The sequence below is a fragment of the Pseudomonas sp. VD-NE ins genome (assembly GCF_031882575.1).
Classification (GTDB): Bacteria; Pseudomonadota; Gammaproteobacteria; order Pseudomonadales; family Pseudomonadaceae; genus Aquipseudomonas; species Aquipseudomonas fluorescens_BZ.
Genome location: NZ_CP134772.1, coordinates 3,408,531 through 3,420,319, shown reverse-complemented (window position 1 = coordinate 3,420,319; position 11,789 = coordinate 3,408,531). Strand labels below are relative to the sequence as shown.

Below are 11,789 nucleotides of genomic sequence, written 5' to 3'. Positions count from 1 at the left end.
CATCAATATTGAATACAAGATTGCATTCGCGAGCAGGCTCGCTCCCACAGGGATCTGCGGCGAAGTCGGGGATTGTGGTCAATGAACCTCTCCGGTCCTTTCATCAAGCGTCCCGTCGCGACGATGCTGTTGAGCCTGGCGATCATGCTGCTCGGCGGTGTCAGCTTCGGCCTGCTGCCGGTTTCGCCACTGCCACAAATGGACTTCCCGGTGATCGTCGTGCAGGCGAGCCTGCCCGGTGCCAGCCCGGAGGTCATGGCCTCGACGGTGGCGACGCCGCTGGAGCGCTCTTTCGGCGCGATCGCCGGTGTCAACACCATGAGCAGCCGCTCCAGTCAGGGTTCGACCCGGGTCATTCTGCAATTTGACCTCGACCGCGACATCAACGGTGCTGCGCGGGAAGTGCAGGCAGCGATCAACGCTTCGCGCAATCTGCTGCCGAGCGGCATGCGCAGCATGCCGACCTACAAAAAGGTCAACCCGTCGCAGGCACCCATCATGGTGCTGTCGCTGACCTCCGATGTGCTGGAAAAAGGCCAGCTCTACGATTTGGCCTCGACGATTCTTTCGCAGAGCCTGTCGCAAGTGCAGGGCGTTGGTGAAGTTCAGATCGGTGGCAGTTCGCTGCCGGCGGTGCGCATCGAACTTGAACCGCAGGCGCTGAACCAGTACGGCGTGGCGCTTGACGATGTGCGCAAGACCATCGCCGATGCCAACGTTCGCCGGCCGAAAGGCTCGGTTGAGGACGGTCAACGGTTGTGGCAGATCCAGGCCAATGACCAGTTGGAGAAAGCCAAGGATTACGAATCACTGATCATCCACTACGCCGACGGCGCGGCGCTGCGTCTCAAGGACGTGGCCAAGGTCAGTGACGGCGTCGAAGACCGCTACAACAGCGGCTTCTTCAACGATGACGCGGCGGTGTTGCTGGTGATCAACCGCCAGGCCGGCGCCAACATCATCGAGACGGTCAACGAGATCAAGGCGCAACTGCCGGCCTTGCAAGCGGTGTTGCCGGCCAGCGTGAAGCTGGATCTGGCCATGGACCGCTCGCCGGTGATCAAGGCAACGTTGCACGAAGCCGAGATGACCTTGCTGATTGCCGTGGTGCTGGTGATTCTGGTGGTGTTCCTGTTTCTCGGTAACTTCCGCGCCTCGCTGATTCCGACATTGGCCGTACCGGTGTCGCTGGTCGGCACCTTTGCGGTGATGTACCTCTATGGCTTCTCGCTGAACAACCTGTCGCTGATGGCGCTGATTCTGGCCACCGGTCTGGTGGTGGACGACGCCATCGTGGTGCTGGAGAACATCTCGCGGCACATCGACGAAGGCGTCAAACCGATGCAGGCCGCGTACCTCGGAGCCAAGGAAGTCGGTTTCACCTTGCTATCGATGAACGTCTCGCTGGTCGCGGTGTTCCTGTCGATCCTGTTCATGGGCGGGATTGTCGAAAGCCTGTTCCGCGAATTTTCCATCACCCTGGCCGCGGCCATCGTCGTCTCGCTGGTGGTTTCGCTGACGTTGACGCCGATGCTTTGCGCCCGTTGGCTAAAACCCCACACACCGGGGCAGGAAAACCGCCTGCAACGCTGGAGCCGCCGTACCAACGACTGGATGGTCGACAAATACGCCACCAGCCTCGACTGGGTCCTGCGCCACCGGCGTTTGACGTTACTCAGCTTGCTGATCACCGTCGGCGTCAACGTCGCGCTGTACGTGGTGGTGCCGAAAACCTTCATGCCGCAGCAGGACACCGGCCAGTTGATCGGTTTCGTGCGCGGTGACGACGGCCTGTCGTTCAGCGTGATGCAGCCGAAAATGGAAATTTTCCGCCGCGCCGTGCTCAAGGACGAAGCGGTGGAAAGTGTTGCCGGGTTCATCGGCGGCACCAACGGCACCAACAACGCTTTCATGCTGGTACGCCTGAAACCGATCAAGGATCGCCAGCTCAACGCGCAGAAAGTCATCGAACGCCTGCGCAAGGAAATGCCCAAGGTACCTGGCGCGCAACTGATGCTGATGGCCGATCAGGACCTGCAATTTGGCGGCGGCCGCGAACAGACCACCTCGCAGTACAGCTACATTTTGCAAAGTGGCGATCTGGGCGAGTTACGCAAGTGGTATCCAAAAGTGGTTGCCGCGTTAAGGGCGTTGCCTGAACTGACCGCGATCGACGCGCGTGAAGGCAAGGGTGCCCAGCAAGTGACGTTGATTGTCGACCGCGATCAGGCCAAGCGCCTGGGGATCGACATGGACATGGTTACCTCGGTGTTGAACAACGCCTACAGCCAGCGGCAGATTTCGACGATCTATGACAGCCTCAACCAGTATCAGGTGGTCATGGAGGTCAATCCGAAATACGCCCAGGACCCGGTGACGCTCAAGCAAGTGCAGGTGATCACCGCTGACGGTGCCCGGGTGCCGCTGTCGACGATCGCTCATTATGAGAGCAGCCTGGAAGATGACCGCGTCAGCCACGAAGGCCAGTTCGCTTCCGAAGACATTTCCTTCGACATGGCCGAAGGCGTGACGGTGGAGCAGGGCAGTGCCGCGATCGAGCGGGCGATTGCCAAGCTCGGCCTGCCGGAAGATGTCATCGCGAAAATGGCCGGCACGGCCGACGCCTTTGCCGCTACGCAGAAGAGCCAGCCGTTCATGATTCTCGGGGCGTTGCTGGCGGTGTATCTGGTATTGGGTGTGCTGTACGAAAGCTACATTCATCCGCTGACGATTCTGTCGACCTTGCCGTCAGCCGGTGTCGGCGCATTGCTGTCGATCTATGCGTTGGGCGGCGAGTTCAGCCTGATCTCGTTGCTCGGGTTGTTCCTGCTGATTGGCGTGGTGAAGAAAAACGCCATTCTGATGATCGACCTCGCGCTGCAACTGGAACGGCATCAGGGGCTGTCGCCGCTGGAGTCGATTCGCAGTGCTTGTCTGCAACGCTTGCGGCCGATTCTGATGACTACGCTGGCGGCAATCCTCGGTGCCTTGCCGTTGCTGCTGAGCCGTGCCGAAGGTGCGGAAATGCGCCAGCCGTTGGGCCTGACCATCATCGGCGGACTGATTTTCAGCCAAGTGCTGACGCTTTACACCACGCCTGTGGTTTACCTCTATCTCGACAAGCTGCGCCATCGTTTCAACAAATGGCGTGGCGTGCGTACTGACGCCGCTCTGGAAACTCCGCTATGACTGACCGTTCGCTTTTCAATCTGGCCACTGCTCGCGGCTCGCGTTTGCTCAGCCTGTCGCTGTGCGTGGCGATGCTCAGTGCCTGCGCTGTCGGCCCGGACTATCAGCGCCCGCAAACTGTGGAAATCGCCCAGTACAAGGAGGCCGAGGGCTGGACTCAGGCCAACCCGAGCGATTCGCTGGCACGTGGTGCCTGGTGGGAGTTGTACGGCGATCAGCAGCTCAACGGGCTGATCGAAAAACTCAACAATTCCAACCAGACCGTCGCACAGTCGGAAGCCCAGTACCGTCAGGCTCAGGCCTTGGTGCGCAGTGCTCGCGGAGCGTTTTATCCCAGCGTTGACTTGAGCCTGGGCAAGACCCGCTCCAGCCAGGGCACCGGCAGCAGCAGTTCGAGTCTGAGCAGTTCCTCCAGTGGCATTCGCGACACCTATAACGCCGAGCTGGGCGTCAGTTGGGAAGCCGATGTCTGGGGCAAATTGCGCCGTGGTCTGGAAGCCGATGAGGCCAGTGCCCAGGCCAGTTTTGCCGACCTGGCCGCCATGCGCCTGAGCCAGCAATCGGAGTTGGTGCAGAACTACCTGCAACTGCGCGTGATCGATCAGCAGAAACGGCTGCTCGAAGCCACGGTTGCCGCTTACGAACGCTCGCTGAAAATGACTCAGAACCAATACCGCGCGGGCGTTTCCGGGCGCGATGCGGTAGCCCAGGCACAGACGCAACTGAAAAGCACCCAGGCCGATCTGGTTGACCTGATCTGGCAACGCGCGCAGTTCGAAAATGCGATTGCCGTACTGACCGGTCAAGCGCCGGCGGATTTCAACATTGCCGAAGTGCAGACCATCCCGAATCTGCCGCAAGTACCGTTGAGCCTGCCCTCGCAGTTGCTGGAACGGCGCCCGGACATCGCCTCGGCGGAGCGTTCGGTGATTGCCGCCAACGCCAATATCGGCGTGGCCAAAGCGGCATATTACCCGGACCTGACCTTGAGCCTGAGCGGCGGCTACAGCAGCAGTACCTCGCAGAATCTGGTCAGCCTGCCGAACCGTTTCTGGTCGGTCGGGCCGAAACTGTCGTTGCCGATTTTCGATGGCGGCATTCGTTCGGCAGAAGTCGACCGCACCGAAGCAGTCTACGACCAGACCGTGGCCAAATACCGGCAGACCGTACTCGACGGTTTCCGTGAAGTGGAAAACTTTCTGGTGCAGTTGAAGGTGTACGAAGACGAAGCGGCGGTGCGCCAGGAAGCGCTCGATGCGGCCCGCGATTCCCTGCGCCTGACGGAAAACCAGTACAAGGCCGGTCTGATTGCTTACATCGATGTGGTGGTGGTGCAAGCCACGGCGCTGAGCAACGAGCGCAGCGTGCTGAATATTCTGCAAAGCCGTTTGATCGCCAGCGTACAACTGATTGCGGCGCTGGGCGGTGGCTGGGATGGGCAACTGGACGTGAGCAACTCCAACTGATTCCATGCCCCTTGTAGGAGCTGCCGGAGGCTGCGATCTTTTGATTTTGCTGTTAACGACAAGATCAAAAGATCGCAGCCTCCGGCAGCTCCTACAGGTATGTGTTTCAGTTTTGAGCAAAGCCGTGAGCGCCGGGCCAGAGCCTTGCCGAACGATCAAGCAAGCGTTTCATCGGCTTGATGGCCATTTGATTACTTTGTCAGTGCGTTCTTCTGCGTAATCAGTACAATCGCCGCATTTGCCCGACCGAGAATGGACGCAGTCCGCGTTGGGTGGCCACGAGAAATTCCATGCTCATCGGTAGTTATTCCTCCACCCTGGTTTTCATTTCGTTGTGTGTGGCGATCCTCGCTTCCTATACCGCGCTCGACCTTACCGGTCGCATTGCCACGGCCAAGGGCCGTGCGGTGCATTTCTGGACCGCCGGCGGTGCGTTTGCCATGGGCATCGGCGTCTGGTCGATGCATTTCATTGGCATGCTCGCCTTCAAACTGCCGATCGACCTTGGCTACGACATCACCCTGACCGCGCTGTCGTTGCTCATCGCCGTGTTGTCCTGTGGATTCGCCTTATGGTTGGTCAGCCAGCCGAAACTGCCGGTTCTGCAACTGGCGTTCGGTGCGCTGATCATGGGCACCGGGATCAGTGCCATGCATTACACCGGCATGGCGGCGATGCGCATGACCCCGGGGATCGACTACGACCCGACGCTGTTTGGCGCTTCGTTGCTGATTGCCGTCGGCGCCTCGGCGGCGGCACTGTGGATCGCTTTTCGCCTGCGTCAGCATTCGCCTTATGTGCGGCTGATTCGCGGCGGCGCGGCGGTCATCATGGGCATCGCGATTGTCGGCATGCATTACACCGGCATGGCCGCCGCGCAATTCCCTGATGGCAGTTTCTGTGGCGCCACCGTCAATGGTTTGAAGGGCAATGGCCTCGACAGCCTGGTGTTGATCACCACGTTGGCAGTGCTGTCGATTGCCTTGCTCACATCGATTCTCGACGCACGCCTCGAAGCGCGCACGGCGGATCTGGCGCACTCGCTGACCGTGGCCAACCGCGAACTCACGCAATTGGCCCTGCACGACACGTTGACCGGCCTGCCGAACCGCATGTTGCTGGACGACCGCATCAATCAGGCAATGAAGAAGGTTCATGAGCAGGGCGGCTGTTTTGCCTTGATGTTCATCGATCTGGACGGCTTCAAACCAGTCAATGATGCGTTCGGTCACCACATGGGCGACCAGTTGTTGCGTGAAGTGGGGTTGCGTTTGCGTGAAGACTTGCGCGGCCCGGACACACTGGCGCGCATCGGTGGCGATGAATTCGTGTTGCTGGTGCGCCTGACCGAACCCAATGACGCACTGGGGCTGGCGGCACGTCAGGTCGGTCTGATTGCACAATCGTTCCGTGTCGCCGAGCATGACCTGCAGATCTCCGCCAGCGTTGGCATCGCCCTGTATCCGGGCAATGGCCAGACCGCGCAGGAACTGCTGATGAACGCCGACGCGGCGATGTATCACGCCAAGGGCGGCGGCAAAAACGGTTACAGCTTTTTTGATGCGTCGATGAACAACAACGCACGCAAGCAATTGCAGTTGTTGCAGGACCTGCGCGCGGCGCTGGACCACAGCCAGTTCAGTCTGTATTACCAGCCGAAGTTCGACGCCGCCAACGGCCGTCCGGTCGGGGCTGAAGCGCTGTTGCGCTGGCAACACCCGATTCACGGCATGCTGATGCCGGACAAGTTCATCGAACTGGCGGAGAAATCCGGGCTGATCATTCCGATTGGTGAATGGGTGCTCAATGAAGCCTGCCGGCAGATGCGCGAGTGGTACGTGCTCGGTTACACCGATTGGCGCATCGCGGTGAACCTGTCGGCGCTGCAGTTCTGCCACACCGGGTTGGTGCGCAGCGTGGCCAAAGCGTTGGCCACTCACCACTTGCCGGCCAACAGCCTGACTCTGGAAATCACCGAAACCACGGCGATGAGCGATGCCGATGCGAGCATGACAGTGTTGCAGGAGCTGTCGGACATGGGCGTCGATCTGTCGATCGATGACTTTGGCACCGGTTATTCCAGCCTGATGTACCTCAAGCGCTTGCCGGCCAACGAGCTGAAGATTGATCGTGGTTTTGTGCGTGATCTGGAGCATGACAGCGACGATGCGGCAATTGTCTCGGCGATTGTCGCGTTGGGGCAGGCGCTCGGATTGCGCATTGTCGCTGAAGGCGTGGAAACCGGTGTGCAGCAGGAATTTTTGACGCAGTTGGGTTGTGATTCGCTGCAGGGTTATCTGCTGGGGCATCCGATGCCGGCGGACAAATTCATGCAGAATATTGCGCGGGGTGAGCAGTTGGCGGTGGTCTGATCGACTGCGTTATCGTTCTTCGCGAGCAGGCTCGCTCCCACATTTGGAATGGATACCCCTGTGGGAGCGACGGTGCGACGATTCGACCTGCTCGCGAAGGCGTCCGGCCCGACACAACAGAGCTCATGCAAAACCCGCCAATGGCGGTTATTCTTCCCCCCGACTGTTACGTGTGCATTTGGGGGAAAGGCCAGCATGGATAAAGTCATTGTGATCACCGGTGGCGGGCGCGGGATTGGCGCCGCTACGGCGTTGTTGGCTGCCGAGCAAGGCTATCGGATCTGCATCAACTATCAGTCGGATGAACAAGCCGCGCAAAGCGTGCTGGAGCAAGTTCGTGCACTGGGCGCCCAAGCCATCGCCGTACGTGCCGACGTCAGCATCGAAGACGAAGTGATCGCGCTGTTCCATCGTGTCGACACTGAATTGGGCCGCGTCACCGCTCTGGTGAATAACGCTGGCACCGTCGGGCAAAAGTCGCGGGTCGACGAAATGTCCGAATTCCGCATTCTCAAGATCATGAAAACCAATGTCCTGGCGCCGATCCTCTGCGCCAAGCACGCGATCCTGCGCATGTCGCCCAAGCACGGCGGTCAGGGCGGCAGCATCGTCAATGTGTCGTCGGTGGCCTCGCGTCTCGGCTCGCCGAACGAGTATGTCGATTACGCGGCGTCCAAAGGTGCGCTCGATACCTTCACCATCGGTTTGTCCAAGGAAGTGGCAGGCGAGGGGATTCGGGTCAACGCGGTGCGCCCGGGTTACATCTATACCGATTTCCACGCCTTGAGCGGCGATCCGGATCGGGTCAGCAAGCTTGAGTCGGCAATTCCAATGGCCCGTGGCGGGCGGCCGGATGAGGTGGCGGAGGCGATTGTCTGGTTGTTGTCCGACAAGGCGTCGTATGCGACGGGGACGTTTGTTGATTTGGGGGGTGGGCGCTGATCGTTGGGATTTGTGTTGCCTGATCCGGCCCCATCGCTGGCAAGCCAGCTCCCACAGGTTTCTGTGTCGTACACAACATACGCGGTGACATAGAACACTGTGGGAGCTGGCTTGCCAGCGATGGGGCCAGTGCATTCAGCAACAATCTTTCAGAACGACCGCACAATCCGCCCCAATGTCTCCATGGCTTTTTCCGAGTCTTCAGTCCACGGGCTGCCATAGTTCAACCGAATACAATTCCTGAACCGCTGCGTCGGCGAGAAAATCGGCCCCGGCGCAATGCTGATGCCTTGCGCCAGTGCCATCTGAAACAACTTCAACGAGTCCATCTGCGGTGGCAGTTCCAGCCACAAGAAGTAGCCGCCGGCCGGTTGGCTGACCCGCGTCTGTGCCGGGAAGTAACGGGCAATCGCAGCGAGCATCGCGCTCTGCTGTTCTTCCAGTGCGTAGCGCAGTTTGCGCAGGTGCCGATCATAGCCGCCGTGTTGCAGATAGTCGGCAATCGCGGCTTGCGCCGGCATCGACGCGCACAGCGAAGTCATCAGTTTCAATCGTTCGATTTTCTGCGCATAACGCCCGGCGGCCACCCAGCCGATGCGGTAACCGGGTGCCAGACTCTTGGCGAACGAGCCGCAGTGCATCACCAGACCTTCAGTGTCGAAAGCCTTGGCCGGTTTCGGTGCCTGTTGGCCGTAATAGAGTTCGGCGTAGACATCGTCTTCGATCAGCGGCACTTGATGGCGACGCAGCAGTTCGACCAGTTCCTGTTTCTTCGCCTCGGGCATGGTTGCGCCCATCGGGTTCTGGAAACTGGTCATGCACCAACAGGCCTTGATCGGATGGCGTTCCAGGGTCTGCGCAAGTACGCCGAGGTCGATGCCGTCGCGTGGATGCACAGGGATTTCCACGGCTTTGAGTTTCAGTCGTTCGAGTACTTGCAGGCTGGCATAGAAGGCCGGGGCTTCGATGGCCACCAGATCGCCCGGTTCGGTCACGGCTTGCAGGCACAGGTTCAGCGCTTCGAGGGCGCCGTTGGTGATCAGCAATTCTTCCATCGGCAGCATCAGGCCGCCGACCATGTAACGCAGAGCGATCTGCCGGCGCAGTTGCGGGTTGCCCGGTGACATGTCGGTGACGACCATGCGTGGGTCCATCTCGCGGGCGGCGCTGGCCAGCGAGCGCGACAGGCGTTGCAGCGGGAACAGGGTCGGGCTGGGGAATGCCGAGCCGAAGGGGATGGTGCTCGGGTCTTTGATCGAATCGAGAACCGAGAACACCAGTTCGCTGACGTCGACTTCGGTGGAGTCGTTGACGTGGCTGCTGATCACAGGCTCCGAGAACGGGCTCGGCGCATGGGTGTTGACGAAGTAGCCGGAGCGCGGTCGCGCGCGGATCAGGCCGCGGCGTTCGAGCAGGTAGTAGGCCTGAAACACCGTGGACGGGCTGACGCCGTAGGTCTGGCTGGCGTAGCGCACCGAAGGCACGCGCTGGCCGGGGCCAAGGACGCCGGAGCGGATCAGTTCAGCGATGTCGTCGGCGAATTTTTCGTAGCGTTTCATCGAGGAGCCTTGGTGCTGGTTGATGATGAGGTGTGTCAGGGGAACTGCCCCTCACCCTAACCCTCTCCCAGAGGGAGAGGGGACTGATTGGGGGATGCTTGCGAACTACACCGACCTGAAAGTGCTTTGCTGAATCCACAATCGACTCAGCTTGATGTGCTTTGCTGAATCCGTAATCGACTCGGCTTGATGTGCTTTACTGAATCCACAATCGACTCGGCCTGAAATTGCTTTGTTGAATTCATAATCAACTCGGTCTGTCAGGTCGATGTATAGCGACAGACACCACGGTCGGCCCCCCTCTACCCCCGGGAGAGGGCTGGGGTGAGGGGAAAAGATTCTAACGGCTCAACGATTCATCGGCGCAACAAACCTGCTCTTCGCCACGCTGTAAACCTCAGGCTCATCGCTGTCGGCAATCTTGAAGCTCAAGGTCTGCGAGCTGCTGGCCGGGCGTTCCGTGGTCATTGCCACCGACACCGGGACATCGACAATTTCCCCCGGCGCCAGGCTCAGCTCGGTCTTGCCCTGCAATTGGAAGCCTTCGCCGTCGACCAGACTCAGGTGGTAATCCTGACGCTGCTGGGTCTTGTTGATGACTTTGAGGCTATAGATGTTTTCGATCTGCCCCTGACCGTTCTCGCGGAACAGCCCGCGATCCTTGGTCACGTCCAGCGAGACCATCGGCCGCTCGACCAACGCCAATGCCAATGCGCCGATCATCGCCACCAGCACCACGGTGTAACCGATCAGGCGCGGGCGCAGCAGATGGGTCTTGCCACCCTGCAATTCGCGCTCGGAACTGTAGCGGATCAAACCGCGCGGGTAGTTCATTTTGTCCATGATCGAATCACAGGCGTCGATGCATGCGGCGCAACCGATGCATTCCATCTGCAAGCCGTCACGGATGTCGATGCCGGTCGGGCAGACCTGCACACATAACTGGCAGTCGACGCAATCACCGAGGCCAGCCTCGAGCGGTTTCACGTCGCGTTTACGCGGGCCACGGTTCTCGCCACGGGCCACGTCGTAGGAAATCGCCAGGGTGTCCTTGTCGAACATCACGCTCTGGAACCGCGCATACGGGCACATGTGCATGCACACCGCTTCACGCAGCCAACCGGCGTTGATGTAGGTGGCGGCAGTGAAAAACAGTACCCAGAACAGGCTGACGCCGCCGATTTGCAGGGTCAGCAGTTCTTCAGCCAGTGGCCGGATCGGCGTGAAGTAGCCGACGAAGGTCAGGCCGGTCAGTACGCTGATCGCCAGCCAGAGGGTGTGCTTGGCGGCACGGCGTGCCAGTTTGTTCAGGCTCCACGGCGCGGCTTGCAGTTTGATCCGCTGGTTGCGCTCGCCTTCGGTGATCTTCTCGCACCACATGAAGATCCACGTCCACGAACTCTGCGGGCAGGTGTAGCCGCACCAGACCCGGCCGGCGAACACGGTGATGGCGAACAGGCCGAACGCGGCGATGATCAGCAGTGCCGAGAGCAGGATGAAATCCTGCGGCCAGAACGTCGCGCCGAAGATGTGGAATTTGCTTTCGGAAAGATCCCAGAGCACCGCCTGACGTCCGCCCCAGTTCAGCCACACCGTGCCGAAAAACAGCACGAACAGAAATCCCGCGCCGCTCATGCGCAGGGTGCGGAACAGACCGGTGAAGCTGCGGGTGTGGATCTGGTTGTCGCTGGACCTGGCCGTCGCCTTCATTGGGCGTGCGGGCACACTTTTGATAGTGGGGGATGCTTCTACGGATCGGACGGGGATTTGTTCGCTCATGGTTATTCGCTCATCAGCCTCCATCAGGCCAGAGCACTATGAGCGTCGATCTGTTTGCATAACAGACTCAGGTATTTCAATAAAAAGCGGATCAGATGCGATTTTGCGCTGCGCCTGCGACAACTTGAAGCAACCCGCAGGCAAAGGCGCAAACGCCTATCGCAGACGTTTGCGCGGGGTGTTGATCAAGGTCAGTCAAATCACCGAATCACTCTCGTCGGCTTTCAGGTGTTTGCGTCCGTCCCTGGCGCCTGCGACGGTCAAGGCGTCAGCTTCTGCCTCGGTGATGTAAACGCGTCGGCCTTCTATTTCCACGAACGACATGGATTTTTCGCTATCCGTCATGACTTCCAGGGTGTCGCAAATGCGAATTTCCTCGCCATGTTCAACGGTGAAAAAACACACTTTTTGCTCGGGGTTGGATTCATCGACTCGAAGGGGCATAAGGGCAGTCCTTTTTTCAGGGGGGTCTGAAAGGTTAG

Annotated in this window: 7 protein-coding genes; 4 read left to right on the top strand and 3 right to left on the bottom strand. The window is 59.7% G+C overall.

Annotation, left to right across the window (positions count from 1 at the left end):
* The first annotated feature begins 81 nt into the window (after positions 1–81).
* The 4 genes from RMV17_RS15060 to RMV17_RS15045 all read left to right on the top strand — a co-directional run bounded on the left by RMV17_RS15060 (position 82) and on the right by RMV17_RS15045 (position 7,969).
* Positions 82–3,189: an efflux RND transporter permease subunit gene (locus RMV17_RS15060; protein WP_311880846.1), complete on the top strand. Its 3,108-nt coding sequence runs from the start codon at positions 82–84 to the stop codon at positions 3,187–3,189.
* Entirely contained in the window at positions 3,186–4,655 is a 1,470-nt protein-coding gene (locus RMV17_RS15055) for an efflux transporter outer membrane subunit (RefSeq protein WP_311880844.1), read from the top strand. The genes RMV17_RS15060 and RMV17_RS15055 overlap by 4 nt, the downstream gene beginning before the upstream one ends.
* Before the next feature lie 290 nt (positions 4,656–4,945).
* Entirely contained in the window at positions 4,946–7,027 is a 2,082-nt protein-coding gene (locus tag RMV17_RS15050; RefSeq protein ID WP_311880842.1) for an EAL domain-containing protein, read from the top strand.
* 195 nt (positions 7,028–7,222) lie between these two features.
* Positions 7,223–7,969, top strand: coding sequence for an SDR family oxidoreductase (locus tag RMV17_RS15045; protein ID WP_038368973.1), 747 nt, complete (start codon positions 7,223–7,225; stop codon positions 7,967–7,969).
* Positions 7,970–8,118: 149 nt separating this feature from the next.
* On the opposite strand, the gene mapR is transcribed toward RMV17_RS15045, so the two are convergent.
* The 3 genes from mapR to RMV17_RS15030 form a co-directional block, all read right to left on the bottom strand.
* On the bottom strand, positions 8,119–9,528 hold the full coding sequence (mapR, locus tag RMV17_RS15040; RefSeq protein WP_034155962.1) for a GntR family transcriptional regulator MpaR: 1,410 nt from the start codon (positions 9,526–9,528) through the stop codon (positions 8,119–8,121).
* 348 nt (positions 9,529–9,876) lie between these two features.
* Positions 9,877–11,307: a cytochrome c oxidase accessory protein CcoG gene (ccoG, locus tag RMV17_RS15035; protein WP_311880837.1), complete on the bottom strand. Its 1,431-nt coding sequence runs from the start codon at positions 11,305–11,307 to the stop codon at positions 9,877–9,879.
* Positions 11,308–11,502: 195 nt separating this feature from the next.
* On the bottom strand, positions 11,503–11,751 hold the full coding sequence (locus tag RMV17_RS15030; protein WP_311880836.1) for a DUF3203 family protein: 249 nt from the start codon (positions 11,749–11,751) through the stop codon (positions 11,503–11,505).
* Positions 11,752–11,789: the final 38 nt, after the last annotated feature.

Bases quoted from the DNA above. Each gene is read 5' to 3' on its own strand.
- RMV17_RS15060 (WP_311880846.1), top strand. From the start codon at position 82: ATGAACCTCTCCGGTCCTTTCATCAAGCGTCCCGTCGCGACGATGCTG.
- RMV17_RS15055 (WP_311880844.1), top strand. From the start codon at position 3,186: ATGACTGACCGTTCGCTTTTCAATCTGGCCACTGCTCGCGGCTCGCGT.
- RMV17_RS15050 (WP_311880842.1), top strand. From the start codon at position 4,946: ATGCTCATCGGTAGTTATTCCTCCACCCTGGTTTTCATTTCGTTGTGT.
- RMV17_RS15045 (WP_038368973.1), top strand. From the start codon at position 7,223: ATGGATAAAGTCATTGTGATCACCGGTGGCGGGCGCGGGATTGGCGCC.
- mapR (WP_034155962.1), bottom strand. From the start codon at position 9,528: ATGAAACGCTACGAAAAATTCGCCGACGACATCGCTGAACTGATCCGC.
- ccoG (WP_311880837.1), bottom strand. From the start codon at position 11,307: ATGAGCGAACAAATCCCCGTCCGATCCGTAGAAGCATCCCCCACTATC.
- RMV17_RS15030 (WP_311880836.1), bottom strand. From the start codon at position 11,751: ATGCCCCTTCGAGTCGATGAATCCAACCCCGAGCAAAAAGTGTGTTTT.